This window comes from Thalassoglobus neptunius, from assembly GCF_007859735.1.
Classification (GTDB): domain Bacteria; phylum Planctomycetota; class Planctomycetia; order Planctomycetales; family Planctomycetaceae; genus Thalassoglobus; species Thalassoglobus neptunius.
The window spans coordinates 2654929-2681151 of the sequence record NZ_SIHI01000001.1; the positions used below are offsets into that span (position 1 = coordinate 2654929).

Here is a 26223-nt window from a genome sequence, read left to right on the forward strand (position 1 = left end):
GAAAACGACGTCGGGAATCCGCACGAGTTTCAGAACGGAAAAAGGAATCGTTGTCGAGACAACGATTCCTTTTCTCTTGGCATCTTCATCTGAGCGACAGAATTCGACTCACTTCTGAATTCCGGAATTTGCAGCGGCGAGCTTCTCTTTGTAGTAAGCGTTGTCGGGCTGTTCGTCGACAAGCTGCTGAAAATACTTCTTCGCCTGCTTGTAGTTTCCTTCTTCAAGATAGGTCTCTGCGAGGCCAACCGTTCCCGCATTCACCCCGTCGATGCTTTCGACCATTTCCTTCCAAAGTTCAATCGCTTTCTCGGTGTCTCCCTCAGCTTTATAGCATCTCGCAAGGCCGTTCATTGCTCCGAAAGCTTCATCAGTGGAGTCGACACACTTCTGAAAGTACGGTTTCGCTTCCTGGAAGTCTCCCAGATTGAGCAGTGCGAATCCCAACCCGTTCAGTGCACTGAGATTCTCCGGCGACTCTTTCAGAACTTCCTTGAACTGGTCCTTCGCTGCGCTCGGATCTCCCGAATTCAGAAGACGCCACGCTCCAGCCACACTTGCACTTGATGGACTTGGCGGTTCAATCAGTCGTCGCAGCGAGTCATCCAACTCTTTTCCTTCGGCCGCAGACAGCATCTTCTGAACAAGTTCGTTCTTGGGGTCGGTGTTGGCGATTTTTCGGCACCACTTCTCTGCATCCTGAAAGTTGCCAGCGAGAAGTTCCAAACGTGCCAGCCCATACCAGGCTGCCGGAGCCTGCGGTGCGGCCTTTAAGAGGAACTCTCTGGCTTCATCATACTTGCGTTGAGCCAAGAGAGCCTGCCCCATTCCATTCAATGCACCGGGTAATTTCGGTTCCAGTTTGAGGCATCGACCGAAAGCTTCAATCGCTGCTGCATTCTTGCCCTGATTGACGCGAGCCCAGCCGAGCCCATTCCACGCATTGACTGACGTCTCATCGTGTTTAATCGCGTCGCCGAACTTTTGCTCAGCTTCTGCAAACTGTTGCTTGCCCCACAACTTCCATCCTTCTTCCGTGAGATTGGAATCGCCTTTTGCCTCGCCTTGATTGGGCACAAAGACCATTGCCATCAGCGCGACGACGCCCAGAACACTGAGTGTTGTGAGAATCAATGATCGACGACTGCGACGCTGATCTTCCTCCTTGAGTGAGTGCAGGAGGAGGTCGTCACACTCCAGACTTTGATTCAATTGTTGATCTTCATTGACGATTGGATTCTTCATTGGACCGCTCAGTTCGAGAAACAGGTTCGTGCCCAGACGACGGCGACTGGATCAAACAGAACTCAAATACTCTTGATCAACTTTCCAGCGTTCAAAGCGTCTCGATTCTCCTGTCGGGTTGCCGCAGATTTCTCTTCGACATCGACCATGGCATCGAGAAGGTTACCTCGCGTGGGAGATGTTTTTCCGATTTCCTCTCTGAGCGTCTCGATGATCTTGTTCAATCGAGAACGAACGGTCGGATAGGAAACCCCGGTCAGTTGAGCAATCTCTTTGAGGTTGCCTCCGGCGAGGATGAACATTTCGATGAAACGTTGATGCTCGGTCGGAAGACTCGAGAGCCGGGATTCTGGAAACTCCGCCCGAATTGAGACCTCGCAACATGAACATGACATTTCCGTCACATTCAACTTTTGAGAACAGTACGGGCATTCATTTGTAATAAACTTCAATTTTCCACTCCCAAAACTCCACAATGTCAAACATGACACGAAGCCAATGCAGAGTCAACGCAAACTCAAACATTTTTCAAAACAACAGAACAAATTCTTTCACATATTGAAAACTCGAACCACACAAAGTTACACAAAATGTAATTCCAAGACTCACTCAGTTCCAGCAATTTCCCCTTCAACGATAACCTTTGACCCCGAAAACACGTGAAAAAGCGAGCACTTGACGCATGAGAGCGTGATCAAATTCGATTCTTGAAGTGCTCCCGATACACCCCATCCCATCAAACGTCTACACTTCTGTGCCCTGTGAATGATTGCGGTGCTCGATCAGCAAGCACTGAGAGACCACAAGGTTTGTCATCAACAACGTCCGATATCCAACCTCCTCAAGCCCGGTTCGGTGACTTCCATTCAGTATTTCGTCGTCAACATGTATGGGCTTCTTGTCCTCGCAATCCTGGTTGCAAGTGCAACCAGCTGGGCGAATTTGTTGCGTCGCTCCAAGGAGAACGAACCGCTCATCCCGCCGAGGTTTCGATCGCTTTCCGCAACCGTGCCACCGTTTGCCGTCGCGGTCGTTGTGGCTTATCTCTCACTGAATCTCGTGCTCGTCTTCAGTGCAGCCCCCGCCAGAGAGTTTGATGCGGAAGTCACTTTGCAGCAGGTCCGTGGGTCGATCGCGGAAGGTCTGATTGCCGTTTTCCTCGTCGGAGGGATTCTTGTGTCACTCTGCCCGAGAAGGACCGATCTCATCCGACTCGGATTTCGTCTGGATCACATCAAAGAGCAACTCACTTACGGAGTCCGTGGGTTTGTCGTCGCGATTCTTCCAGTCTTTGCACTCCTGATGCTGACGCTGCCCCTCCGGAGCAACGAAACACTCCATCCCTTTTTGCGACTTCTCGACGAACGCGGATTCGGCCCGGAGTTTCTCGTCGTGACGTTCGCTGCGGTTGTGATTGCGCCCATCAAAGAAGAATTGATCTTCCGAGTTTGCTTGCAATCCTCGCTCACAGAACGCTTCGGAGCTCAAGCGGGGATCGCCGCGACCGCGTTGATTTTCGCGATGGTCCACGGACTCCCTGATGCTTTAGCGCTCCTTCCGCTGGCGATCATCCTTGGAATCGTTTACCACTATCGACGCAGCTACGTGGCTGTTGTCATCACTCATGCTCTCTTCAATGCTTTGAATCTGTCAGCTGTCTGGATTCAAAAGTACGCAGAAAATCTTCTCGGGATCGTTTACTGACATGAGCCTGCTGCCTGCCTCGTTTTTGTTTCGTTATTCGATTCCGGTAAAACGCATCGACCGATTGCCGCGTGCGAAAGCTCCGGTTCTGAAACTTCCAAAGAGTTGCGAGATTCCGTTTCCTTCTGAGATGGACGATGTTCCGCAGTTCGCAAAGCTTGCAATGGCATGGAATTCCGAGGGCCTTGCGCTCGCCGTTACCGTTTCAGGAAAAACCGACTGGCCGAACTGCTCGCCCGACGCTCCGCATTCCGCCGATCGAATTCAAATCTGGTTCGACACCCGCGACACTCAGAACATTCACCGTGCCTCTCGGTATTGCCATCGATTCGTCCTGCTTCCGATTGGTGAAGGCAGTGATGGAATGGAACCCTTTCTGAAACAGGTTCCGGTCCCGCGAGCCAGTGAAGATGCCCCCGATATTGATATCGATTCGGTTCTACTGGAGAGTGAAGCGGATCAATCCGGCTATCGCGTTGCCGTCTGGTTTCCGACTGAATCGCTTCAGGGTTTCGACCCGGAGACCTATTCACGACTCGGCTTCTATATCACTGTTCACGATGATGAACACGGACAGCAAGTCTTCACCCTCGGCGACGACTTCCCTTATGAGAGCGACCCGAGCATGTGGGCCAGCCTTGAGCTCGATTCTGGAACCGATTGAAAACAAAAATCCCGCCACACGAAAGATCGGTGACGGGATTGTTTTTCGTTCACGGCATTCCAAACGCCGACGATGTCATCGGTGGCATCTTCAAGCACTTGATGAATTGTTATGGAGCCGCGATGACTTCAATCGATTCATCCGCTGCATCTGCGGAAACGTTGACCGGGATCGTCCACTTTTTCTCGCCTGCTTTACAGACTCCTCCGATCCCGTCGCGGCAATACTGATAGCTGACAGCCAACCCAAGCGTTCCCTGCCCTTCCTGCCCGGTCATCGGAACCGAGACAGTTGCGGAGATCTCATCAGAAGCTGCTTGCTGTCTTTTCCCAAAAACCGAAGCTTCGATCACTGATGGCGTCGTCTTCGCTCCCACTTGATAAATCACTGGAGCCAGCTTGTTGAGCTTGTACCCGATCGGGAGATCGAATTGGACAGTGATGTTGAGCATCTCACCCGGTTTGACATTGACTGCGGGAAGTTCTTCACCGGGACCAGTCACCAGTTCAACGACCTGCTGCGACTGCGGGGGCTGCGGAGGATTCAAGCCTTCGATCTTGAGAGCTTCTGCTGTTCCCGTTTGCCAATTGACTTTCAGAATGCGGTGATTGTTGGTGTCTGTAACAAACAGTGCTTCCGACGTGGCAGCGACTCCGGCGGGCTCATTCAGCTGCAACGGATCAAGGCTTTCGCCCCGCTCACCATTTCCAAGCCACGACTTCGCTTCTCGTGACGCGATGTCGATCTTTTTGACTCGATCGTTGTAGGTATCCGCGACGTAGAGCATTCCGTCGTGATAAACCAGTCCGATCGGATGCTGAAGCCGAACATTGTCTCCCACGCCGTCAATGTCTCCGAACTCAAAGAGCGCTCCGCGAATATCGTGGGGACCGACGATCGTTGTCACCTTGCCGTCTCTCACTTCCCGGACAGCAGAACCTTCACTGTCGACGAAATAGAGGGCTTCACCGTCGCTGGTGATTGCCGATGGTTGAGCCAGTGCGCTCGCGTCCAGTGGACCGTCGATCACATCTTCTCGTCCGGTTCCGGCGAAGACCTCGATCGTTTCACTTCCCAAGTCGTGTTTCCACAATTGGTGTGGCCCCGCCATCGCAATGTATAAGACGCCGTCCAGATGCTCCAAAGCCCATGGACTGTTCAATGGCAACTCACGGAGACTTCCCGAATTGGCACGTCGACGCGCCTGAACTCCGGTCCCGGCCAGCGTGGAAACTTGCTTCTTTTCCAAATCGACCGTTCGAAGGAGATGGTTTTCAGTGTCGGCAACATAGAGAGTGTTTCCGACGAGGACTGTGCCTTGCGGATGGTCGAACGATGCGGACTTGTAATCTCCATCATTGGCCCCGATCTGACCGCTTCCAATCACGTCGATGAGATCGCCATCAAGCGTCGTCACGACAATTCGATTGTGATTGCTGTCGGTGATGAACAACCGGTTTCCTGCTTCGTCCGCATGAATTTTGCCGGGGTAGTTGAGTTCGCGAGCGGGCTCTTGCTGGCGCTCAAGATGAAACTTGATCGGCGTTTCGTCGAGCGTCCCCTTGCTTCGATGGTAGTTCACCATCTGGCCGATGACTTGATCGAAGAGCTCTCGATTTCCCTCGCCCGATTGCCTTCCGACGAAGTTTCCTTCCGGATCGATGAGCATCAGTGTCGGCCAACTGCTGAAGCCGTACTTCCGAGCGATTGTCATGCTTCCGTCGTTCACGACCGGATGTTCAATCTCGTAGCGAATAATCGCTTCGCGAATGTTCTCTGATTCTTTTTCGTTGTCGAACTTCGCTGCATGCACACCGATCACGACAAGTTCGTCGGGGTACTTCTGTTCGAGATATTTCAGGTCCGGAAGAACGTGGATGCAGTTGATGCAGCAATAGGTCCAGAAGTCGAGCAGAACGACCTTTCCCCGCAAGTCGCGAAGAGAAATGGGGCCGGAAGTGTTGAGCCATTCGAGTCCGCCGTCGAGGCTGGGAGCTGGAACTCGACCGGGATAAGGATTCTCGGTGGGAGCATTTTCCTCGGAATCCTGAGCTGAGCAATGTCCCGGGACCGCCAGTCCTGCTCCAAATAACAGTGCGATCAGCACGCACGAAATCAATCCAAACCGCATTCCATCCCTCCGTTGCCGCATCGCGGGAACTCTCATCAGTCGAATCCTTGTTTCACTCCGAGCTGACAGACCATCGATTGCCAGCTTCGATCGTGGATGATTTGATCAATGATGGTAGGCGAGAACTCGACAAGTGGCTACCCTCATTCCAGCACGTCGCTGTGTCTCTGCGCTCGACTGGGATGTTTGCCGTCGTTTTCGTCTCGTTCGCCCGTGCGAATTCACGATCGCGATGTTGAAAACTGCTCTCGACGCGGTGGCATCGGTTCCGAAAGATGGCATCCTGCCATGCAGAAATGAACTCGACGAACACCTCAAAATCGACCTGTTCGCATCGTTGGACTCCACGAATCTGGATCATCACTCTGATGATCGTGCATACCGGTCTCGTCGCCTGGGCATCCTGGAGGTATTCGCCGACACAAGATGAGTGCGGTCATCTGGCAGCGGGTCTGGGTCTCTGGAAATTTCAGGATTTCAGTCTGTATCGCGTCAATCCTCCGCTCGTACGAACTGTCGCAGCTGCGCCGCTATTGCTCATCGATCACAAAGAGGACTGGACGCGCTATCAACCGGGAGCGACCGTTCGACAGGAGTTCGATCTCGGGCGGAGATTCTTCATCGCCAACGGAACACAATCGCTGTGGATGCTGAGCGTTTCCCGATGGTGTTGCCTGCCGTTCACGTTGATCGGCCTGCTCGTTTGCTGGCAATGGGGACGAGAAATCGCAGGCGATCACGCCGGAATTGTCGCAGCCGGTTTCTGGTGTTTTTCCCCGAACATCATCGGGCATGGAGCGTTGATTACGTCAGATATCGCAGGCGTGTCGTTGGGGTTGCTGGCAGCCTGGCGATTCAGTCGATGGCTCGAAAGCCCCAACTGGCCGCTTGCCTTTCAGGCGGGGATTGCATTGGGATTGGCGCTGCTGAGTAAGCTTAGCTGGGTGGTCCTCTTCCCGATCTGGCCAATCCTGTGGATCGCGAGCAGACTTCCCTCTCAGCGTCCTCACGACATCAAAAAGGAGGCGGTGCAGTTCGTTCTCATCATCGGATTGGGCATTAATATTTTGAATCTCGGATACCTGTTCGACGGGACCGGAACTCCGCTTGGAGAGCTGGAATTCTTTTCGACACCTCTGGCGGGCAAGAAGCTTCTTCCGGGGGGAAAACCTTCCTCTGAACCGTTTTCAGGGCACAATTTTCAAACACATTCCCTCGCCCTTCCCGAGAGAATTTCTCCTCGGACTCGATTTGCAGAAGAGTGATTTCGAATGGGGGGCGACGAACTACTTCTTCGGAGAAACGAAAGTCTCGGACGGCTGGCTTCTCTACTACGTCACAGGTCTCTTCCTTAAAGTTCCTGTCGCTTTGTGGGTGCTGTTCGTTTGGAATTTGTGGGCAGGATTCAGAGACGCTGCACTTCGAACGAAACAGGGCCGCTTGTTGCCAATCGTCGTTCCTTCGCTGGCGATTCTGATACTCGCCTCGCTTCAACCGAATCTCAACAGCCATATTCGATATGTCTATCCGTTGCTGCCGGGCCTTTATCTCGTTTCGGCACTCGGTGTCGACAAACGGTTCTGCCTCACTGTGTTTTGCGTGTCTGCATTCGCGATCAGCAGCTTGTCGGTCTATCCCTACAGCCTGAGTTACTTCAACAGTTTGATTGGAGGCCCATCGAACGGCCACAAATTTCTGATTGACTCCAACCTCGACTGGGGTCAGGACATGATGGCTGTTCGTGACTGGATCGCCGAAAACCCGGACTCTCGCCCGGTTCGGATCAAATGGCGTGGATTTCTTCCGTTAGAAACCCTGGGAATCGATGCCGAACTCGCAAAGGCAGGCGAGGACCGACCCGGTTTCGTCATTCTCAGCCTGCATGAATTACTTCGTCCCGATTCTGGATTTCAGAAATTTCAGCGCGAACGCCCGATTGACCGTGTCGGCTACAGCTTCAATATCTACCATGTGAAATCACACAACAGTTCCCCGAATTCAACAGCTGAAAGCAAGATCAACGAAAACTGATTTTGTCGAGGACGATCCACTTTGACCGACAGCCAATCCCCCCTCACACACTTCGACGAAGCTGGACAGGCCCGCATGGTCGATGTTGGTCAAAAACCGGAAACCGACCGAATGGCACGGGCGGAAGCGTTTGTTGAAATGGATCCATCGACGCTTCAGCTGATCTGTGATCGCAAAATTGCCAAGGGTGATGTTTTCGAAATTGCTCGACTGGCCGGGATCATGGCAACCAAACGAACGCCTGAACTCATCCCGCTTTGTCACGCTCTCGGACTCGATTCCGCACATGTCGACTTCGAAGTTCTGGAGCCGAATCGCATTCGAATCGAGTCTGCCGTTACCGTTCATGCGCGGACCGGAGTCGAAATGGAAGCTCTCACAGCTGTCTCAGTCGCCGGGCTGACCATTTACGACATGTGCAAATCCGTTGATCGGGGAATGTCGATCACAAATCTCCGCCTTCTGGAAAAACAGGGTGGGAAAAGCGGACATTTTCTGCGTGAAGAAGATCCGTCAACTGCGGTCACTCAAGAAGACACAACGAAGCAATCCTGAACGAAAGTGGCCTCATGCCGCACCTTGATCGTCCACAACAGCTCCTTCAGAAAACGCAAAACCTGATCGGCGATGCGCTGGAAGCTGTGGAAGCGACATATGCCGCAGAACTGGCATCTCGAAACTCTTACATCCGAGATATCTACCAACATACGAACCGGTTTCGAGGGAAACGACTTCGACCTGTTCTCTGCCTCCTCGCAGCCAAAGCCTGCGGCAATATCACAAGAGAACACGAAATTCTCGCCGCTGTGATTGAGATGATTCACACCGCGACACTCGTGCACGATGACGTTCTCGACAATGCCGACGTCAGGCGACACGTCGCGACTGTGAACGTCCGGTGGAACAATCAGACCAGCGTTTTGTACGGAGACTTCCTGTTTACGCATGCGTTTCATCTCGCCTCTCAAACCGGCAGTGCTGAAGCGTGTCGATTGATCGGACATGCCACCAACCGGGTTTGTGAGGGAGAGCTGACCCAGATTCGAAACCGAGGCAATCTTTCGCTGACAGAAGCGGAGTATCTCGACATCATTGACGGAAAGACTGCCGAGCTATGTGCCGTCGCGTGCTATCTGGGAGCGAAGTTCGCCGGCGCTGAAGAATCGGAAATTGGCCGCCTCGAACGATACGGCCGCAAACTCGGGCAAGCCTTTCAGATCGCGGACGACGTTCTCGATCTGACCGGAGCGGAGAATGCTGTCGGCAAGACACTCGGCACCGATCTCATGCAGCGAAAACTGACTCTTCCCATCATTCGACTTCTCAATCGCGAAGGCGACAGTCATCGAATCCGCATGATCGAACTTCTCGAAGCTGGCGACGAAAAGGCGTGTCTTGAGATCAGTAAGCTGAGCCGAGAATCAGGAATGATTGACGATTCTCTTCAGTTTGCTCACCAACTTGCTGAAGAAGCTCGCGCCGAAATTGCGGGAATTGCTGAGTCCCCCGCTCGAGAGTTGCTGCTGCAACTTCCGGAATTGTCGATCAATCGTGCCTGCTGAACATCGCGTGAAGAAGTCACCTGTTTCAAGTCGCCCAGTTGAGTTCATGCCTCTTCAAAGCGTCCTCGGTGGGAACTCCGGACGGTGACCATTTTCGAAGTGAGTAGTAAGCCTGAATCTGATTCCGGAGGACTTCCCGATTCAGGATTGCTCCGTCGCTCGGTGTTCCTCGCACGGGAAGATTAAAGAATCGATCCGGCAGCGTGTCTTCCGCAGCTGTCCACCCCTGACGGATGTTGAACAGTTTTTTTGCGGTGACAATTCCCGCCGCACGCTCTTTCAAAGACTCCGAATTGAAATTCGCTCCAGTCACCAATTCGAGCATTGTCGCCATCGAACTCATCCGATCCTCGAAGACTCCTCGCAGGAACTTGCAGAGAATCAGTGAGTCCATGATCGACGCTTCGTCTTCTGTTTCAACAGCCATTTGCGCAGCACGATTTCCGGGATTGAGCCGGTCGACACCCGGTGAGAAATCGGCTTGATACGCTCCCGACTTGTTGTGATCAGCCCCGCGCGCCCCGACTGCAAAACCGAGAGCCATCGTCTGAAGAGACCGGGGATCATAACCGGGAAACTCCAGTCCTTTGACGTGAATCGCGAACTCCTCAGACCCCTGACCGATTTTCCGGGATGCAGCCCGAACACCCTGTGACAACAGATCACCAAGATCTGTTTCACGAGAGACGATCGCCTGAAGCAAGACCAGAAGCTTCTTTCCATCCCCGAAGCTCAACCCGTCAGCTTCAATGAGCCCGCGTTCTGAACATTCCATCGCAAACGCAATGCAGACACCCGCACTCACGGTATCGATCCCTGCAGCATCACAATATGACGACGCTTCAAGAATGACTTCCGGATCGTTGATGCCGCACATCGGCCCGAGTGCGTAGAGGTTCTCATACTCCATTCTCACAGGAGAGCTTCGATCCTTTTGAGGAGCGAAGATGTGTTCGCAACCAATCGTGCAAGCTGCGCAACTGGAACGAGTCCGTGTTGCCGAGAGAGATTCTGGAGCAATCGCTTCAGCGTCTGAAAACGACGACTCCTGAAAGTTTCGCGTTGGAAGCGTTCCCAATCGATTGAATGTCAGGAGATTGCTGACCGTCCCCAACTCGCGATACTTCGCTGTTGCCTCGCCGAAAGATCTCTCCGACAGATTCTTGCTGTAGGCAATTAACTCTTTCGGCGCAGCAAACTCTGTCAGTTGATCCCCTGACACCGCGAGTGCCTTCAGTCGTTTCGATCCCATGACTGCACCGAGACCGCCCCGCCCTGCATGACGCCCTTCGTTGGAGATCGTGGCATAGCGAACACCATTCTCACCAGCTGGACCGATCGCAGCGACTCGGAATGACGATCCCACCTGACGCCGGAACCGCTCGCTCGCCTGCTCGCTCGACAGCCCCCACAGATCCTGGGCATCTTCAAACATCACCGTGTCATTGCGGATGACGAGTGCCGTTGGCCCCGGACACGCACCGACCAGACAAATTGCATCAAAGCCTGTCCGTTTCCCTGCAATCGCAAAATGAGATGACGAAAGTGAATCATTGATTCGATGGGTGAGCGGACTCTTGGCGACGATCGAAAACTTGGCAGAAGTTGTGAGCGGACTTCCAACCAGCGGGCTGAACACAAAGATCAAAGGAGCTTCAGGTCCCAAAGCATCGTAACAGCCTGAAGTCTCTTCGAGCAAAAGAGCTGTCCCGAGCCCAGCCCCTCCGAGAAACCGATCCAGTCGCTTCGGATCAATTTCAACCGCCCGCGATTCGCGCGTTGACAGGTCGATCCGCAAATAACGACCGTGGTAACCAAACTTCATGGATGCTCAATCGGCATGAGATTCGTCAATCAAGACGCGTCGACCTTGAACTTTCAGCCGCCCTTCCGAAAACAATTGAACGGCCTTCGGATAGATTCTTCGTTCGGCCGCGACCACTCGGTCTGCGAGGCTGTCTCCATCATCACCGTCGAGAACGGGAACCGCTTCCTGCAAAATGATCGGACCGTGATCGTATTCATTGTCGCAAAAGTGAACCGTACACCCCGACACCTTACATCCCCGTTCAATCACCGCCTGATGAACATGGTGTCCGTACATGCCCTGTCCGCAGAATGCCGGAATCAGGCTGGGATGAACATTCATGACGCGCCCGAAATAGTCTTCGGGAATGATGAGTCGACTCAGAAAACCGGCCAGAACGACGAGATCGGCCTGATGTGCCCGCACAAGTTCAAAGACAGATTCACTAAACTCCTCTGGCCCCGAAAACTGACGAGGCGAGATGACGCTGGCTTCGAGCCCGAGTTCCTGCGCTCGCTCGACTCCCAGACATGATCGACTCGCAACAACCGCCGCGATTCGCGCATCGAGGAGGCCATCCTGAATGTTCTGTTGGAGATTGACCATCGTTGTCCCTCCACCTGAAAGCAGGACAACTAGTTTGATTGGAGGACGAGAGTCGGACGAAGATGACATGGAAACCTTGACGATCGATACAGGCCGAAGTGGGACTGACTGAAAAGTTGAGATGGATGGCGGACTAAAATCTCCACCGCGACACATCCGATACTGTGAGATGATTTCGGCGAAGTTGCATCAGATCCGCTTCGACGTCCCCGGTGATCGGATCCAAAAACTTGACGTCGATCATCCTCCACCGACCTTCTTCTGTTTGCCAGCGTGCTTCAATGTATGCTGGTTCTCGAGCAGAAGCACGTTCTGAGGTGATCAGCGCATTCACTCGAAATCTCGAGACAGCGCGCGTGGCTTCACTTTTCAATTCGACCTGAATATCGGTGACACGCATGTTTTCGAGCGTCGCCAGATTCATCGCCATATCGGCAAGAGTCCGCAAATCTAACGAACGCTGGGAGATTCGTGAATGCACACCTTCGAAGTCTTTGGCAGCGAATGCGTGTGTGATTTCCAGAATGGCCTCTTGGACTTTCTCTCGCTCAGTCACGATCGTCCGGTCAGCGTACCATGCAACTCCCATCATCCCAAGACAACAGAAACAGAGGACGAGATATCGAGTCTGCAGTCGCCGATACCAGCCGAACGCCGCAATCATCGCCAAGATCGCGAACAGGAGCATGGGCTGCCAGGCATTCTCTGTGAACCACATCTCCTCGCCCTCCCGATTGGATATTCATCCATCTTGTGGAACTCAATTCGAACTCTGAAAGTGCCTCAAACGCGGTGAGATTTGCCGATGGCAACAACCTCGCGAAGTCTTACGAAAACACCGTCTCATTTTCTGAGAAACTCCCGTCCGTTCTCCGCGAAACGTTGATCTCACCGAGTGCTTTGTCTGTTCGAATTCTGGTTCGGAGAAGCTTACGACTTGGTCACAAGTTCACGAACGAGACTCCGAGCGGCTTTATAGGCATGTCGAACCGCAAACAGACGTGTCTCAATTTGCTCCTGATTGTAGTACTTCCCCGGTTCACTTGGCGGCAATCCGGCCAGATTGAGCGTGAGCGGAAGCAGATCCATAAACTCTTTATACCGCCTCTGTTGTTCGTTTTGCTCAGTCATTCACTACTCTCCCGAGTCTTCCGGATTTCTGCGACCCCAGTCTGTGATTCCGGATTCTCTACGATGGTATACGAAATAAAGACTTCTTCTGTTGGACAGCATATTCGTTGCGCGAAGTCGAGTCCACAAACGAACAACAGCCACTCCGAAGACTTCATGTCTTCCGGACCGACTGTCGTGCAAAATTCGAATTCAAGAAGAGCAGTACGTCCCCGGGAGGAGAGTCAACACGAGAAGGTCACAACGTGTGGCGGAGCCGTTCGCTCACGCGATCACAAACGCTGCATTCATCGAAAGAGACAACTTCACGTGAGTGCATAAAGACCGCGAGAATTGTTAGAACTCGCCGACGATTTCGCCTCCGGAACGGGTCGCGAGAGACTGGAAGACGCCTTCGTCGATATTCTCGCTGAAAAAGTGCACATGGCCGTCTCCCAGAACAAACTGGGCTCCTCCGGCATGAAAGCTTCCAAAGTCTTCTGGATGCTCTGCTTCATTGGGTGGATGTTCTGCATGTCCGAGAATTCGGGCTGACGCTTCTTCGACCTCAGGAGCAGCTCCGGACCAGGTGCCGTAAAAGTTTTCACCAGTCACTTCATCAACAAACGTGGTTCGTTCCCCGACGACCAGCGTCGAACTTGTCCCATCTGTAAAGTCTCGAAACCGAACGGCACTGTTATGAAAGAAGGCTCCGTCACTGACACACTGACCCTGAGAAGTCACTGGTGCTGTTCCCGGTGAGTTTTCGCACACATGGAGTTCCGTCGTTCCGAACACTCCGACATAGTTCGCCGTCGACATTTCCAAAGCGGTCCCGTCTCGGTCTTCGAGCTGAAACGTACTCGGTTTCGGATCACTCGGGCATTGGAAGACTGTCAGAATTTGCTTCAGCTGTTCCCGGTTGGGAGTCCGATCAATCGCGAGTGCAAAGTCGAATTGATTGTAGAGCGGACCTTGATCCATCTGAGGAAGCAACATGGACCCCCAGCCAAAACCGCTTTCCCCTTCCGCATTCGCACGTTGATTTTCAACGCCGATCCAGCCTGAAGGAAACGTTCCGAAAGTGTCGTGATAGTTGTGAAGCGCCAAACCGATCTGCTTCATGTTGTTCTTGCACGACGAGCGACGAGCAGCTTCCCGGGCCTGCTGAACAGCAGGTAACAGGAGGGCAATGAGGATCGCGATGATGGCAATCACGACCAGTAATTCAATCAAGGTAAAACCGCGACGGGCGCGCATGGATGATCTCCCAGGAGAAGCTTGAGCAAAAGAAGTTCTCAGCCATTTCCGACACCGCTCTCACACAGAGCGCCAGCTTCGCACATGAATACGCAGAACGTCATTCAAAATTCATCGTGCGTCCAAGTTGCGTGCTCGGCCATCTGATTGAGGACTAAGCTGCGCAAGAAGCATGACGTGAAGCGAAATGGAACTGAGTTCCAGAGACCCTCAACATTTGAGAGCCAATGGGGAGTTAGAAAACTCGACACTCAAACCAAAGAAGGGGGACCGCGAGCGGACCACGAAAAGCGAATCGGGGAGTCGTAGTCCATTTCGGACGGAAGCACGTCCACGACAACAACGGAAGAACTGGCCGGTTCCCCAACCAGTGCGACATTCACAAGCGACTTTGAAAGATCATCGCAGAGTTCACACTCTTCGGAATGATCCTGTTCGCCCTGAGAAGATGTACCCTGAGAAGAGCGATCCTGAGTGTCGTCTGCCACTTCTGGCAAATGTCCGAGACACTCGTCGGGCGAAGTCGCCCCAGTGTTTTCAGCCTCATCATGACGCGAAGATTCGCGATGTGAATGAGAATGCGTTTGACCAACGTGAACATGCGTCGACGAATGAAAGTGGCATGACGCCAACTCACTCGAAGCTGCCTCACCTGAAATCTCGGCAAGGTGGTGGAACGGGGAATGGACCCATTGCACAGCCAGCAGCATTGCGAATGCTGCAATCGCTGAATATCTCTGAAGTTGTGACGCCACGCGTGTCACGCAATCCACTCCAACCGAGCTATTTCGAAAGAACCTGAGAGCAGGCAGAACTTTCTGTTTCTTGACTCAACTCGCATTTCCGAAGCTGAGTTATTCACGACAAAGCAGTGAGAATTCAACTGAGTCGATTCCTGGAATTCACCGCAGATCAGTCACGCGAACGCTCTGACAACTCCGGACGATTCTTCAAGAAACGCACAATTAATATAACACTCAACAGAGAATTCTCTAGTTCCACTTTACAAATTTCCATGCCAGCAATGGCAACAGAACGCGCCACTTTCACTAAGTCTTCATGAAATGCAGGAGATTTGCCATCTTTTTGACCACAAATCGCTTGCACGAGAACCTGCAACAGAATTGCAGCAACGTTCAACTTGTCATTGTAAAGAGTTTGGAAGAACCTCGTCCAGACAGATGAAAAAGCCCCGCAATGACCGCCCCGCTTCGATGAACGCAACAGTTCTTCGTGCGCAACAATTCCACGTGAAGTTGTGGCGATCCGGAAACGAAAGCACCTTCGCTTCTCACCTCAAACGCGATGTCAGGCGTCTTCACTCTGAGGAGCTTCGTTCTTGCGAAAAATCCCGTATCGGAAGATTCCCAACTTGGCCATCCAGTATTGTAGGAGCACCCACAGCGTCGTGCATCCATAGGTCACACAGCGTCGAAAATTGATGCTGGACGCCTCATCAAAGTACCGGACAGGGACGGGAATGTCTCCCAATTTGAATTCGAAGAAAACGGACTGAGCCAGAAACTGGCTGTCGAACGCGAAGTCATCGGTGTTCTTTTGCCAGGGAACAGTCTCCAGAACTTCGCGGCGATACGCCCGAAACCCGCTGTGAAAGTCTCCCAGATTTTGCCCCAAACACACATTCTCAACGAGCGTCAGACATCGGTTTGCGACGTACTTCCAGGCGGGCATCCCACCTTCGAGTGCTTCTCGTCGAGTGCGGATTCGTGAGCCAAGGAGGACATCACAGATCCCCAATCGCAAGATCTCCGCAGCTGCGGGAATAACGCGGGCGTCATACTGATAGTCGGGATGGATCATCACAACGACGTCGGCGCCGACTTCCAGAGCCCGTTCATAGCACGACTTCTGATTGCCCCCATACCCGGTGTTGTTCTCATGAGCGACAACTGTCAGACCGAGCGATTTCGCGAGCTCAACCGTCCCGTCGGAACTGCAATCGTCGACGAGAATGATCTCATCGACCCAGTCTTCCGGAATGTCATCGACTGTACGCTGCAGAGTTTTTTCTGCATTGTAGGCCGGCATGACGACGACCACTCGCCCCACCAGTTCTCGCTTTGGAGCTTTCTCCGCTGGGATCGTCATGTTGCTCACTGCGTCTTGTCACTCACAGAATTGAAAGGGGCTCAAGAATTAAAACTGGTGACCGCGCTGAGGTCCGTTTTCAGTCAGCGTCAAAATCTCCGGCCCATCTTCCGTCATCAAGATTTGATGTTCAAACTGTGCAGACAGTGAACCGTCTTCCGTGAGAACCGTCCAGCCATCTTCCAGAGGAGGTTGAGTGGCGGCGCCTCCGAGATTCAACATCGGTTCAATCGTGAAGGAAACTCCAGGCGTGAGGACATCCAGGCGGCTCTTGCGGAACGGAACATGAGGAACCCCCGGCTCCTGATGAAACTTCCTGCCGATCCCATGCCCCTGATAATTTTCGACGACGCCGAATCCCTGTTCCTGGCCGAACTTCGAAATCGCGAGCCCAATTTCAATCACGGTGCTGTATGGGTGAATCGCATCGATCCCGATCCACAGCGCGTCAAAGGCCCCCTGCATAATTCGTTTGGCGTCAGCACTCACTTCACCGATCATGAAGGTTTCCGAAGAATCGCCATACCAACCGTCAACGACCGTTGAACAATCGACGTTAACGATATCGCCCTCTTTCAGCTCGCGGTCTTCGGGAATCCCGTGACAGACAACATCGTTGACACTCGTGCAGATCGATTTCGAGTACCCGTTATAACCCAGGCAAGCTGGAATGTGTCCATGATCTCGCGTGTACTCTTCGGCAAGGCGATCCAACGTGTTGGTTGAGACGCCGGGCTGAACGTGCGGACGCAGAAAATCCAGCAGCTGAGCGTTGAATTGACCGGCGGCGCGAAGGCCATTCCGCTCTGCCTCGGTATTGTATTGAGGGAGCTTGTTGCGTCTTCGCAATGGAATCATCCGTCTCATTAGTTATTCTCCAGGAATTGCCATTGTGATCGGGTGTCGTTCAACCTTCAAGACCCACTCCACACTTCCCCCGACAAAACAAGACGGAATTCACGAACACTCATCCTGGAAGCTTTAAAACGTGGTCGGTCGAAAAAAAAGACGCACTCGCTCGAAATCCTCAATGGGAAACCATCAGCGAAACTGGATTTGGGGACGTCACGCGGTGATGGAATCACTGCGTGCGCATCAATGGCTTCCGGACGAACTTCACCTCGCGCCGGAAGTCCTCGACTCCAACATACTCCGTGAAGCGACTCGCAGAGCGCAATCTTCCGGAATCACCACTCATGAGGAAACCGCTGAGTCGCTCACTCAACTTTGTCATGCGCGAGACCATCAGGGACTTGTCGCCAGAATGCCGGAGTTCCCTTACTGTTCCCTCGACATTCTCGACAAACATCCCGACAACAGCCAGAAATTCGCACTTGTCTTAGATCGGATTCATGACCCGTTCAATTTCGGCTCGATTCTCCGATCCGCCGATCTTTTCGGAGTCTCCACAGTTTTGATCGGTGAACGTGAACAGGTTGGGGTCACATCTCACGTCGCCCGCAGCTCGGCCGGGGCTGTCAATTTTCTCAAGATTTGTCGAGTCCCGAATCTGTGCGAAGCCAGCCAGCGACTTATCGACACCAATTACCAGCTCATCGCAGCGACTGAGAAAAGTTCAACTCCGCCTTCCCGGATTGATTTTCAACGTCCGACGGCCATCGTCATTGGGAACGAGGGAACGGGAATCGATCCCGATCTTTTGAAACTGGCGACAGCGACCTGTACCATTCCGCAATCAGGGCACATCGACTCATTGAATGCCGCCGTCGCTGCCGGGATTTTGTGCTACGAGGTCGCGCGTCAGCGGACTCCGTCTGATCCCTGAAATCGACGGAAATCGAGGAAACCTCGACAGACTGGCGACGATTTGCCAAAGTCAACGGCGTCACAAGTGCGATCCTTAGGAGTAAGCCGAGTTCAGTTTGATGGCCCGATTACCCCAGCCCAGCGCAACGCCTCCTTCGCAACAGGATCGCCCAATGGCAATCGCCCTGGGAAACACGACAACCGCTGCTCCATCACAGCTCTATCTAGGAATCGATCCGGGCCTCAACAACACCGGCTATGCTTTGATTCGTCGAACAGCTTCGCGACCTCGGTTGGTCGAAGGAGGAGTGATTCGATCCACACGCACAAAAAACCTCGCTGAGCGTGTCTTCGAAATTGGTCAGGGCCTGCGGGAAGTCCTCGCGGAATTCCAACCGGACGCGGTCGCGATTGAACAGGTTTTCTCGTCCCCGAAGAATCCGAAATCGGCACTCTTAATGTCGCACGCAAGAGGTGCCATCCTCTACGCGGTTTGCGAAGCGTCGATTGGGATCATGCACTACACGCCCCGACAGATTAAGAAGCTTCTGACCGGCACCGGAACTGCCTCGAAAGAACAAGTGCAGGAAGCGATCCAGCGAGAACTCGGCCTCAAGAAGATTCTGGAGCCGAACGATGTCGCTGATGCGAGTGCCGTTGCGTTGTGCCACTATTACAGCGCCCGCGTCGATCTCACCACCGACGAACAGTGCTGTCCGGTTCTCTGAATTCGCGAAAGCGATCCCGGCGACGTCTTCTTTCAAGAAGCCGTCTGCGAAGCTTCCGGAAGCGAAAGAACAGCTCCGACGAAAAAGCCAACAGCTCCGACCAGAGTGAATAACGTCGCCAACGTCACGGCAGTTTCATTCACAGGACCGGGAGTGATGAATGCGCAAAGAGCAGACGCCATAAAAAACAGGCATCCCAACAAGTTCACGAAAACCACCCACCAGGAAAGGTTGCTGGTATTCCATGACCAGTAAGCGTGAGCGACTTCAGCGAAAGCAAGATATCCGGATGCGAGAAAGAATACGGAGCCAACAAAATTCGGGACCCAGACAAACAAGTCCTGTTGAAACCAGTTGAGGGAAGGAATCATCGCGTCGAACGTATTCACGTTGAAGAGGACCGTTCCCAAAAATTGAAGGAGACAACTGATCCAACCGATGTTCGCAGGCTTCCATCCCAGAAATATCGTCGGCCGGTCGGTTTTCTTGCCTTCTCCTTGAGCGGGCTGTGAGTGATTGGATTGATAAAGCTGCAGATAGGCAGCCAGTGTAAAAGGGATGGATCCAGCGAAATAAACCGCGTTCACTTGTGTCGCAGACAATCCCACGGTTTCTAATTCGTTCGGGAGTAACGTCAGCACACTCGCTGTGACAAACAGACTGGCCCCCAACGCGAAGATGATTCCGATCCACCAGTTCAAAGTCGCTGGTGCCCAGAGCTGTCTGCCTCGAAGAGTTTTGGCTTCATCGCCAAGAGTCTCAGGCAGGATCAGATTCTTGCGGGCGTGTCTCGAACTCCAGATGTCCACAGACGAGTCTTCGAACTTGTAGACCGTTCGCGTGATGAACGGCCATGGCCCGATGGACTCAGAGCTGCGGACGTGTTTGAAGCGTTCTTCCCGGAAATCCATTTTGGAAAGTCTTCGATTTTGTCGTCTTGGAAAAAGGCCGGAGCGTCAGACACGTGACACCCCAGCGACCATCTTCAGTCACGTGATGTGAGACATTGATTGTCAGTGAGAGCATTTTCTGTTTTGGTTTCTGCTCACTCCCACGAGCAAACTCCGCTCTTCACCTGATGAAAGTGTTCAAGCGAGTGCACCGGAAAGAGCACCTTGCTCTAGTGATGAAATCCTGAAGCATCTTTCGCTGTCATGGAATTCTGCACCGGGTGCTTTTCGAAGTATTCGATCGCACGTTTGATGTCCGCCACGAGAAGCGTGCCGAGATCGCGGCTCACTCCATGCCGCACAAGAATTCGCTGAACCGGAAGATCATCGAGATGCGCAGGAAGTGAATAAGCGGGAACCTGCCAGCCGCGAGTTCGCAACCTGTCCGCAAGATCATACAGTGAGAATCCGGGATCGGTGCCGTCTTTCATCTTCCAGCACAGCGCTGGAATCCCTGCGTCCATTTGGCCATTGTAAATCACATCGAACAGCCCGATCTCATCGATCTGTTCGGCAATGTATTGAGCTGTGTCGTAACAAGCTTCGTGAATCTTGCGATAACCTTCTTTGCCGAGACGCAGGAAGTTGTAGTACTGACAGACAACCTGCCCGCCCGGACGAGAGAAGTTGAGACCGATGTCTCGCATATTTCCGCCGAGGTAATTCACCCAGAAAATCAGCTCCTCCGGCAGATCCGCAGGATCCCGCCACACGATCCAACCAACTCCGAGCGGGGAAAGCCCGAACTTGTGGCCAGAAGTGTTGATTGATTTCACTCGAGGAATTCGGAAGTCCCACTCAAGATCCGGGGCACAAAACGGAGCGAGAAATCCTCCACTTGCTCCATCGACATGCATGCGAACATCGAGTCCCGACTCTGCCTGCAGTCGATCGAGTGCCTCGGCCACTTCTTTAACGGGTTCATATTGGCAGGTAAAAGTCACACCCAAAGTCGGAACGACACCAATGGTGTTTTCGTCGCAGCGTTTCAGGACTTCGTCCGGTGTCATCAACATCCGGTCTTTATCCATCGGGATTTCTCGAAGCTCAATATCCCAGTAGCGGGCAAATTTGTGCCAGCAAACTTGAACCGGGCCGGTGACGAGATTCGGTTTATCAATCGGTTTGCCGGCTGCTTTGCGTTGGGCTTCCCAATGACGTTTCATCGCCATTCCGCCGAGCATCGCCGCTTCACTGGAACCTGTTGTCGAGCAACCGATCGTGTTGGCCCCTGCGGGAGAGTTCCACAAATCGGCAAGCATGTGCACGCATCGAGCTTCGATTTCGGCCGTTTGAGGATATTCATCCTTATCGACCATATTTTTGTCCATGCACAGATCCATCAGTTCATGAACTTCGGGTTCGGCCCATGTTTGACAGAAAGTCGCCAGGTTCTGTCGGGAGTTCCCATCGAGCATCAACTCATCGCGGACAACCGAGAAAGCGCAACGTGGGTCCTGCTCCTCTTGCGGAAATTGATATTTAGGCATGCTGACTGTCAGATCAATCGATGCGTAAACATCGTCGTCGAGATTCTCTCGAATCGTATCCTTCTCGTGGAGCGACATAGTTTTCCTTTCTGCTGGGAAAGCGTCATCGACAATGTCGAGTGTTCGGCTCGAACGCTAGGGCGACGTTGTTTATACCGGCCTCGTTGCAGATTAACGACTCGTGCGAAGATCGAACAGAAGTGGCCGTTTGCGTTCAAAAAGAGTTCCAACGAAACCCATCTGGGCAGGACAACCCACAACATCCATTTTTTCCGGTGCCTCCGCATGAATCATGACGATCCGAACGATGTGAAGCATGCCCTTTCGACCGACGAACATGACGGTCAAAAACTCGCACACAAATCACTTCTCCAGAAACAAAAACAGCCCCGGACCATCGTCCGAGGCTGCGATTTGTGCTGAGCAATTCAAACGTTACGGAAGCTTCTTCACACGGATATTCTTGAAGTGAACCGTGCTGCCTGGATCGTGTCCCTGAAGAGCGAAGGTTCCTTCGCTGATCAGTCGATCGAACCCTTGCTGAGGTTCTTGTCCTTCAGATTCGGTGTAGTCCGTCACAACTTTTCCGTCGACGAGAATCTTCACATTCTTTCCATTCACGATGATGTGCTGAGTCCACCATGTGTTGTCCGGGATGTGTTGTTCGTTGACATCATCCACAGCGTAGAGGCTTCCCGTTTTCCGGGGATCTTTGTGATACGTGTTGTTGACCTGCGTTTCGAATCCCGCTTTGGGCCAACCTTCGTCCTGATACTTGGTGTGAAAATAAATCCCACCGTTGCTGTTGGGCTCCGCCATCACATCGACTTTCAGTTCGAAGTTTTTGAACGGTGCCAGATCGCCGGTGTAGAAAACGTGGCTGCGAGGTCCATTGCAGACAATTGCTCCGTCCTCGATTTTCCAGGTTTCCGGTGACTCGTTGATTGTCCAGTCGTCGAAAGTTTCGCCATCCCAGATTTGCACGAAGCCTTCTTCTTCTTCGTCGTCGAGATAAGCAACCGCTCTGCGGACTTCGGCGAGGCAGAGTTCGATGTCTGAGAGTGGGTTTTCGGGGTTTTCTTCGTACTCGAGAGACAGATTGCGGTCGAAGTCAATATTTCGCAGTGCTCTCAACACGCCCACAACATTCAGTTCCCCTTCACCGAGGATGGTGAAGATTTTGCCTTCCTGCTCGAGGTGTTTCTTTCGGTTCGGTGGGAGAGATTCGAGAAGTGTGGCTTTCTCTTCATCTGAGTAAATCGTTCGAACGTCTTTGAGATGGACCCCGAACACCCGCTTGCCGAGCTTCTGAATGACTTCCACAGGATCTTCATCGCTTCGAAGATAGTGGCCAGTATCAACGCATGCTCCGATCAACGGGCTTCGTCCTTCGACCCATTGCAAGACATCGTCAACTTTGTCGTAGGCAGCTCCCGGTCCGTGATTGTGAATCGCGATCGGAATCTGATATTCCTCAACCAGTTTATCAAGCAGTGCGAAAGTCGCTTCGTCTTTCTTAGGATTGGCACTGATGGAAAGCAGTCCCATCGCTTTGGCGTAGTCGAAGACTTCGCGAGCTTTGTTCTCGTTGCTGTCGAACCCGACAACTCCATATGCATCGAGAGTAATGCCTGATCCCTCGAGCAGCTTCTTCTGATCCTCAATGTGAGAGGGAAGCGTCGACATCGGAAGGTGCTTGGAATAGGCTTCCCAATAAGTCAGGCCGAGCTCTTGAGAATGCTTGAGAGCTTCTTCAACGGGATATCCTCGCAGGGAATAACTCTGGATTCCCATCTTGAATCCGCCGTACGGATCATCGGACGCTGATAAAAGAGCGGGATGAATGAGCAGGCAGCAGGCTGCGAAGCTCAACATCTGGGGCAAAAAGAAACGTGTGAAAGTGGGTTGGCGCATGTTATCGGTTTCTCCGAGGCAGGAAGACATTGTGTGGCCCTCCAGTATGATGAGCAAATTCACAAGTATTCAAGTGTTGAAGCATTGATGTTGGCCCCAAAGCCGACATTATCCGCAAAACCGTCAAGGTTTGCCCCGTTCTTGTCGATGATGAGAGTGGAGCACTCTGCTCTATTCCATCAAATTCAGTGACAATGGAGCAGTGATGAGCCCACGGATGCAGCAACGACTTTGTTTCTGGTCAGCGGGCAGCTTGTTTGTCATCGGAATCGCATTGGTCACCAGTCCGACGACTCCGACACACTCTCCAACGTCCATGTCCCGTTCTTCGACTGACCAACGGAACACTTCATATCAACAATCTGAGGATGCATCGCGGCTCATTCGAGAAACCAGGACAAAGCCGGAAGAAGAAGCCTCCGAATACGTTGCGGTGCGAATGCGAACCGTTGACTTGGCTGAAGCGTCAGAGAAATTGACGGCTGCGGACGCTGTTCAGGCACAGCATCGAGAAGAGGTCAGTCAGAGCGACGCGATGATCGAACAGACATCTTTCCGGAAAACCGACAAGCAAGCTTCGAAGCTCGTGCAGCTCGTCGGTGTGATCGCCCCAGTTGAAGATGAGTCAAAGTAGAGTGTGAGTTCATTCAATGTATGAGACTTACTGGAAGCTCACCTCCCGACCGTTCGACGACCTCCCTGACCCGAGGTTTTATTTCCCGGCGCACTCTCACCAAACCGCACTGCTGAAGCTGCGTTATCTGATCGAGCAGAAAAAAGGAATCGGGTTGATTGTCGGCGAACACGGGACAGGAAAATCGTTTCTGCCGTATGTGCTCGAACACGATGAAAAGTCTTCACTGAATCTGAGCTTCATTCGACTGGTGATTCCGCAGCTTGAGCCCGAAGATCTGCTCCGGTACTTCTCGAATCGATTGGGAATCGGCAGCAATCCTGATCAGACACTCGACGGAATTCTGGTTGACCTCGAATCAAGACTCGTCGAAGTGGCCGATTCAAGTCGACATGTCGTGTTCGTTGTGGACGACGCCCACTTGTTGGGAGACGAACAACTCAACGTCATCCGTCTCTTGCTCAATCTTCGTGAGAATCCACGAGTGGACTTCACGATTCTGCTTTTGGGAAGAACAGAACTTCTCTCCCATGTCTCGCACCATCACGGACTCGATCAACGCATCGCCGTTCGCTCGGGGCTTTCGCCGCTCAAGCCAAACGAAGTGCGGGGATACATTCAGCATCGAATTCACGTTGCGGGCGGTGAGGTTGATCAGTTTCACGAGAACGCACATCAGACAGCCTGGGAGCTGAGTGGCGGCATTCCTCGCAAGATCAATCAGATTTGCGACCTCGCTCTTCTTGTCGGCTTCGCGGATCAACTCGACACACTCGGGCCGCTTGATCTTCAAACTGCAAGTGAAGAGATCGAAACAGTCATCGCCTGAGTTTGATCGACAAGCGCATCTTCGAATGGATTCTCGTGAACACGCACGAACAGGAAATCCATTGCACAACGGAACATGTTCCTCCGAACGCCTCGCGACCGTGAGCTCGGCTTAGAGAAGTTCGCGGATGACCTCTCCGGAAGGAACGAGATGCGTCGGCCGTCCGGAATGGTCGATGATCGTGTCGTCTTTGCTGAGTCCGACAGCGTCGTAGACAGTTGCGCAGAAATCCTCCACGCTGATCGGCCGTTCGGTCGGGAACTCCGCCTTGCTGTTGGTCGCTCCAACAATCTGACCGTGACGATACCCTCCCCCGGCAAACAGAATGCTTTGTGCTTGCGGCCAGTGATCTCGTCCGGCGCTGCTATTGATTCGCGGTGTTCTCCCGAATTCTCCCGCTGAAATCACAGTCACATCATCGAGCATTCCCCGATCGTGAAGATCCTGAATCAACGTCCCCACTGCCTGATCATGTCGCGGGAGTTTGTTGCGAAGATTGGCTTCGATGCGACCATGATCGTCCCAGTACCCCGTGTTCAGGGAAACAAAACGAACGCCAGCTTCAATGAGTCGTCGTGCCAACAGCGCCTGTTCTCCCCAACCGGGACCGTAAGCATCTCGAAGAGATTGCGGTTCTTGCGACAGATCGAAGGCTCCACGAGTCTTCCCTGTGAGCAGAATATCGAGAGCTTGCCCATCGATCTCATCGATTCCGGAGAAGACTCCCGAATGATCCATCTGATATCGAAGTTGATCAAGCTGCCGTTGGAGCGAAACGCGATTCATCAAGCGATTCTCACTCAGTGAATCAACGAGTTCGAAACTCTTGGCATCTCCCGTTGGAAGCCGTCCCGCTTCGTTCCCGTAGCTGAATTCGCCCGTTCGAAACGGATTGTGTTGAACTCCCAGCCAGGATCCTCCGTGGAATCCAAATCCCCCGTCGTTGATATTGACCGACGAAAGACTTCCCGGCTGAGTCGGTCCGAGAAGATGAGAAGCGACCGCGCCCATGGAAGGTTGTCGCGGAGCACGATCTGATCCATTCGCCCCCAGGCGTCCGGTCAACATCCAGTGGGCAGCTGCCCAGTGATCGCCATTGCCATGCGAGAAGCTGCGAACAACCGTGCACTTATCCATCACCTTGGCATGACACGGCATCAATTCACAGACAGGCAAACCGGGAAGACTCGATTCGATCGAGCGAAATGGTCCTCGATACTCAGCAGGAGCATGAGGCTTCATATCGAATGTGTCGAGTTGCGATGGTCCCCCATGCTGCCAGATCAGAATGACAGCTTTCTTCGATTTTGGATGACCGTTCGCTTCCGCTCGAAGCTGTTGACTCAAGCCCCAGCCAAACGGGGCGAGTGCTCCCACCTGGAGAAAATGTCGTCGCGATTGACGACCACATAGTCGGCCTTGTTCCGTTCCAACAATTTTCAGCATCTTTGGAAGTCCGTCAATGATGTGTTGTTCTATGGTGTGGATCAGCTTGCAGTCATCCAAACTTCATCGTTTCTTCAGATTATAGATTGCAACGAGAGTTGGCGAGTCCAAAGTCCCCCAACTTATCACAGGATTCCGATGGACGTGCCGCGAGAGTCGCGTCCGCGAAACATCTTCACAATCAGAATGATTCGACCGATCACGTGCTGTCGCTGGCGAAAAGTGACCTGTTCGTT

At 52.9% G+C, this 26223-nt stretch carries 26 protein-coding genes; 10 read left to right on the plus strand and 16 right to left on the minus strand.

The genetic code is table 11. The features are described from left to right. Nucleotides 1–108: 108 nt before the first annotated feature. Both KOR42_RS10395 and KOR42_RS10400 read right to left on the minus strand, forming a co-directional pair. The gene (locus KOR42_RS10395; RefSeq protein ID WP_146509451.1) at nucleotides 109–1245 is read right to left on the minus strand and encodes a tetratricopeptide repeat protein; all 1137 of its coding nucleotides are present in this window, start codon (nucleotides 1243–1245) and stop codon (nucleotides 109–111) included. Nucleotides 1246–1307: 62 nt separating this feature from the next. Next, on the minus strand, nucleotides 1308–1736 hold the full coding sequence (locus KOR42_RS10400; protein ID WP_261342043.1) for a DUF2089 domain-containing protein: 429 nt from the start codon (nucleotides 1734–1736) through the stop codon (nucleotides 1308–1310). Between the two features lie 274 nt (nucleotides 1737–2010). On the opposite strand from KOR42_RS10400, the gene KOR42_RS10405 reads away from it, so the two are divergent. Further along, nucleotides 2011–2949 (plus strand): CPBP family intramembrane glutamic endopeptidase, encoded by a 939-nt coding sequence (locus tag KOR42_RS10405; RefSeq protein WP_146509455.1) that lies wholly within the window; start codon nucleotides 2011–2013, stop codon nucleotides 2947–2949. A gap of 1 nt (nucleotide 2950) precedes the next feature. Continuing rightward, on the plus strand, nucleotides 2951–3613 hold the full coding sequence (locus tag KOR42_RS10410) for a DOMON domain-containing protein (RefSeq protein WP_146509456.1): 663 nt from the start codon (nucleotides 2951–2953) through the stop codon (nucleotides 3611–3613). A gap of 109 nt (nucleotides 3614–3722) precedes the next feature. Here the strand turns inward: KOR42_RS10410 and KOR42_RS10415 are convergent, their stop codons facing one another. Continuing rightward, complete coding sequence (locus tag KOR42_RS10415; RefSeq protein ID WP_146509458.1) at nucleotides 3723–5780, minus strand: thioredoxin-like domain-containing protein; 2058 nt, start codon at nucleotides 5778–5780, stop codon at nucleotides 3723–3725. A gap of 332 nt (nucleotides 5781–6112) precedes the next feature. Here KOR42_RS10415 and KOR42_RS10420 point away from each other — a divergent pair, with 332 nt between their 5' ends. Genes KOR42_RS10420 through KOR42_RS10435 form a run of 4 tightly spaced genes read left to right on the plus strand, consistent with a single transcriptional unit; the run spans nucleotide 6113 to nucleotide 9337 of the window. Beyond that, nucleotides 6113–7009, plus strand: coding sequence for an ArnT family glycosyltransferase (locus tag KOR42_RS10420; RefSeq protein ID WP_231740838.1), 897 nt, complete (start codon nucleotides 6113–6115; stop codon nucleotides 7007–7009). Further along, nucleotides 6996–7775: a hypothetical protein gene (locus tag KOR42_RS10425; RefSeq protein ID WP_146509462.1), complete on the plus strand. Its 780-nt coding sequence runs from the start codon at nucleotides 6996–6998 to the stop codon at nucleotides 7773–7775. The genes KOR42_RS10420 and KOR42_RS10425 overlap by 14 nt, the downstream gene beginning before the upstream one ends. A gap of 21 nt (nucleotides 7776–7796) precedes the next feature. Beyond that, nucleotides 7797–8330: a cyclic pyranopterin monophosphate synthase MoaC gene (gene moaC / locus KOR42_RS10430; RefSeq protein WP_197441044.1), complete on the plus strand. Its 534-nt coding sequence runs from the start codon at nucleotides 7797–7799 to the stop codon at nucleotides 8328–8330. A 14-nt stretch (nucleotides 8331–8344) separates the two neighbouring features. Further along, nucleotides 8345–9337: a polyprenyl synthetase family protein gene (locus KOR42_RS10435; RefSeq protein WP_146509464.1), complete on the plus strand. Its 993-nt coding sequence runs from the start codon at nucleotides 8345–8347 to the stop codon at nucleotides 9335–9337. A 25-nt stretch (nucleotides 9338–9362) separates the two neighbouring features. On the opposite strand, the gene KOR42_RS10440 is transcribed toward KOR42_RS10435, so the two are convergent. From KOR42_RS10440 to map, 9 genes are all read right to left on the minus strand, one after another. Beyond that, on the minus strand, nucleotides 9363–11162 hold the full coding sequence (locus KOR42_RS10440) for an aldehyde ferredoxin oxidoreductase family protein (RefSeq protein ID WP_146509466.1): 1800 nt from the start codon (nucleotides 11160–11162) through the stop codon (nucleotides 9363–9365). A gap of 6 nt (nucleotides 11163–11168) precedes the next feature. Next, nucleotides 11169–11819 carry a phosphoribosylglycinamide formyltransferase gene (gene purN, locus KOR42_RS10445; protein ID WP_146509468.1) on the minus strand — a complete coding sequence of 217 codons (651 nt, stop codon included), beginning with the start codon at nucleotides 11817–11819 and terminating at the stop codon, nucleotides 11169–11171. A 64-nt stretch (nucleotides 11820–11883) separates the two neighbouring features. Next, nucleotides 11884–12468, minus strand: a complete 585-nt coding sequence (locus KOR42_RS10450; protein WP_146509470.1) for a hypothetical protein — start codon at nucleotides 12466–12468, stop codon at nucleotides 11884–11886. Between the two features lie 212 nt (nucleotides 12469–12680). Continuing rightward, on the minus strand, nucleotides 12681–12881 hold the full coding sequence (locus tag KOR42_RS10455) for a hypothetical protein (RefSeq protein WP_146509472.1): 201 nt from the start codon (nucleotides 12879–12881) through the stop codon (nucleotides 12681–12683). 336 nt (nucleotides 12882–13217) lie between these two features. After that, complete coding sequence (locus KOR42_RS10460) at nucleotides 13218–14120, minus strand: DUF1559 domain-containing protein (protein ID WP_146509474.1); 903 nt, start codon at nucleotides 14118–14120, stop codon at nucleotides 13218–13220. 251 nt (nucleotides 14121–14371) lie between these two features. Further along, nucleotides 14372–14884, minus strand: a complete 513-nt coding sequence (locus KOR42_RS10465) for a hypothetical protein (RefSeq protein WP_146509475.1) — start codon at nucleotides 14882–14884, stop codon at nucleotides 14372–14374. Between the two features lie 148 nt (nucleotides 14885–15032). Beyond that, nucleotides 15033–15344, minus strand: a complete 312-nt coding sequence (locus tag KOR42_RS10470) for a hypothetical protein (protein ID WP_146509477.1) — start codon at nucleotides 15342–15344, stop codon at nucleotides 15033–15035. An 84-nt stretch (nucleotides 15345–15428) separates the two neighbouring features. Beyond that, the gene (locus KOR42_RS10475) at nucleotides 15429–16229 is read right to left on the minus strand and encodes a glycosyltransferase family 2 protein (protein WP_231740840.1); all 801 of its coding nucleotides are present in this window, start codon (nucleotides 16227–16229) and stop codon (nucleotides 15429–15431) included. A 48-nt stretch (nucleotides 16230–16277) separates the two neighbouring features. After that, nucleotides 16278–17087: a type I methionyl aminopeptidase gene (gene map / locus KOR42_RS10480; protein ID WP_146510072.1), complete on the minus strand. Its 810-nt coding sequence runs from the start codon at nucleotides 17085–17087 to the stop codon at nucleotides 16278–16280. Between the two features lie 172 nt (nucleotides 17088–17259). Here map and KOR42_RS10485 point away from each other — a divergent pair, with 172 nt between their 5' ends. Then, nucleotides 17260–18015, plus strand: a complete 756-nt coding sequence (locus KOR42_RS10485) for a TrmH family RNA methyltransferase (RefSeq protein ID WP_146509479.1) — start codon at nucleotides 17260–17262, stop codon at nucleotides 18013–18015. Nucleotides 18016–18115: 100 nt separating this feature from the next. Then, a complete protein-coding gene (gene ruvC / locus KOR42_RS10490; protein ID WP_231740842.1) occupies nucleotides 18116–18724 on the plus strand; it encodes a crossover junction endodeoxyribonuclease RuvC in 609 nt (202 codons plus the stop codon). Nucleotides 18725–18756: 32 nt separating this feature from the next. On the opposite strand, the gene KOR42_RS10495 is transcribed toward ruvC, so the two are convergent. The 3 genes from KOR42_RS10495 to KOR42_RS26550 all read right to left on the minus strand — a co-directional run bounded on the left by KOR42_RS10495 (nucleotide 18757) and on the right by KOR42_RS26550 (nucleotide 23078). Continuing rightward, the gene (locus tag KOR42_RS10495) at nucleotides 18757–19635 is read right to left on the minus strand and encodes a hypothetical protein (protein ID WP_146509481.1); all 879 of its coding nucleotides are present in this window, start codon (nucleotides 19633–19635) and stop codon (nucleotides 18757–18759) included. Nucleotides 19636–19844: 209 nt separating this feature from the next. Continuing rightward, on the minus strand, nucleotides 19845–21242 hold the full coding sequence (locus KOR42_RS10500) for a glutamate decarboxylase (protein WP_146509482.1): 1398 nt from the start codon (nucleotides 21240–21242) through the stop codon (nucleotides 19845–19847). Between the two features lie 357 nt (nucleotides 21243–21599). Beyond that, on the minus strand, nucleotides 21600–23078 hold the full coding sequence (locus tag KOR42_RS26550) for a family 16 glycoside hydrolase (protein ID WP_231740843.1): 1479 nt from the start codon (nucleotides 23076–23078) through the stop codon (nucleotides 21600–21602). Between the two features lie 205 nt (nucleotides 23079–23283). On the opposite strand from KOR42_RS26550, the gene KOR42_RS10510 reads away from it, so the two are divergent. Both KOR42_RS10510 and KOR42_RS10515 read left to right on the plus strand, forming a co-directional pair. Further along, the gene (locus tag KOR42_RS10510; protein ID WP_146509484.1) at nucleotides 23284–23712 is read left to right on the plus strand and encodes a hypothetical protein; all 429 of its coding nucleotides are present in this window, start codon (nucleotides 23284–23286) and stop codon (nucleotides 23710–23712) included. Nucleotides 23713–23728: 16 nt separating this feature from the next. Then, on the plus strand, nucleotides 23729–24541 hold the full coding sequence (locus KOR42_RS10515) for an ExeA family protein (protein ID WP_146509486.1): 813 nt from the start codon (nucleotides 23729–23731) through the stop codon (nucleotides 24539–24541). A gap of 111 nt (nucleotides 24542–24652) precedes the next feature. On the opposite strand, the gene KOR42_RS10520 is transcribed toward KOR42_RS10515, so the two are convergent. Continuing rightward, nucleotides 24653–25987 (minus strand): DUF1501 domain-containing protein, encoded by a 1335-nt coding sequence (locus tag KOR42_RS10520; RefSeq protein WP_146509488.1) that lies wholly within the window; start codon nucleotides 25985–25987, stop codon nucleotides 24653–24655. Nucleotides 25988–26223: the final 236 nt, after the last annotated feature.

What these genes read in the sequence shown, in the direction of transcription:
- KOR42_RS10395 (WP_146509451.1), bottom strand. Translation starts at nt 1,245, where the DNA reads ATGAAGAATCCAATCGTCAATGAAGATCAACAATTGAATCAAAGTCTG.
- KOR42_RS10405 (WP_146509455.1), top strand. Translation starts at nt 2,011, where the DNA reads ATGATTGCGGTGCTCGATCAGCAAGCACTGAGAGACCACAAGGTTTGT.
- KOR42_RS10410 (WP_146509456.1), top strand. Translation starts at nt 2,951, where the DNA reads ATGAGCCTGCTGCCTGCCTCGTTTTTGTTTCGTTATTCGATTCCGGTA.
- KOR42_RS10415 (WP_146509458.1), bottom strand. Translation starts at nt 5,780, where the DNA reads ATGAGAGTTCCCGCGATGCGGCAACGGAGGGATGGAATGCGGTTTGGA.
- KOR42_RS10420 (WP_231740838.1), top strand. Translation starts at nt 6,113, where the DNA reads ATGATCGTGCATACCGGTCTCGTCGCCTGGGCATCCTGGAGGTATTCG.
- KOR42_RS10435 (WP_146509464.1), top strand. Translation starts at nt 8,345, where the DNA reads ATGCCGCACCTTGATCGTCCACAACAGCTCCTTCAGAAAACGCAAAAC.
- KOR42_RS10440 (WP_146509466.1), bottom strand. Translation starts at nt 11,162, where the DNA reads ATGAAGTTTGGTTACCACGGTCGTTATTTGCGGATCGACCTGTCAACG.
- purN (WP_146509468.1), bottom strand. Translation starts at nt 11,819, where the DNA reads ATGTCATCTTCGTCCGACTCTCGTCCTCCAATCAAACTAGTTGTCCTG.
- KOR42_RS10450 (WP_146509470.1), bottom strand. Translation starts at nt 12,468, where the DNA reads ATGTGGTTCACAGAGAATGCCTGGCAGCCCATGCTCCTGTTCGCGATC.
- KOR42_RS10455 (WP_146509472.1), bottom strand. Translation starts at nt 12,881, where the DNA reads ATGACTGAGCAAAACGAACAACAGAGGCGGTATAAAGAGTTTATGGAT.
- KOR42_RS10460 (WP_146509474.1), bottom strand. Translation starts at nt 14,120, where the DNA reads ATGCGCGCCCGTCGCGGTTTTACCTTGATTGAATTACTGGTCGTGATT.
- KOR42_RS10475 (WP_231740840.1), bottom strand. Translation starts at nt 16,229, where the DNA reads ATGACGATCCCAGCGGAGAAAGCTCCAAAGCGAGAACTGGTGGGGCGA.
- map (WP_146510072.1), bottom strand. Translation starts at nt 17,087, where the DNA reads ATGATTCCATTGCGAAGACGCAACAAGCTCCCTCAATACAATACCGAG.
- KOR42_RS10485 (WP_146509479.1), top strand. Translation starts at nt 17,260, where the DNA reads ATGGGAAACCATCAGCGAAACTGGATTTGGGGACGTCACGCGGTGATG.
- ruvC (WP_231740842.1), top strand. Translation starts at nt 18,116, where the DNA reads ATGGCCCGATTACCCCAGCCCAGCGCAACGCCTCCTTCGCAACAGGAT.
- KOR42_RS10495 (WP_146509481.1), bottom strand. Translation starts at nt 19,635, where the DNA reads ATGGATTTCCGGGAAGAACGCTTCAAACACGTCCGCAGCTCTGAGTCC.
- KOR42_RS10500 (WP_146509482.1), bottom strand. Translation starts at nt 21,242, where the DNA reads ATGTCGCTCCACGAGAAGGATACGATTCGAGAGAATCTCGACGACGAT.
- KOR42_RS26550 (WP_231740843.1), bottom strand. Translation starts at nt 23,078, where the DNA reads ATGCGCCAACCCACTTTCACACGTTTCTTTTTGCCCCAGATGTTGAGC.
- KOR42_RS10510 (WP_146509484.1), top strand. Translation starts at nt 23,284, where the DNA reads ATGAGCCCACGGATGCAGCAACGACTTTGTTTCTGGTCAGCGGGCAGC.
- KOR42_RS10515 (WP_146509486.1), top strand. Translation starts at nt 23,729, where the DNA reads ATGTATGAGACTTACTGGAAGCTCACCTCCCGACCGTTCGACGACCTC.
- KOR42_RS10520 (WP_146509488.1), bottom strand. Translation starts at nt 25,987, where the DNA reads ATGCTGAAAATTGTTGGAACGGAACAAGGCCGACTATGTGGTCGTCAA.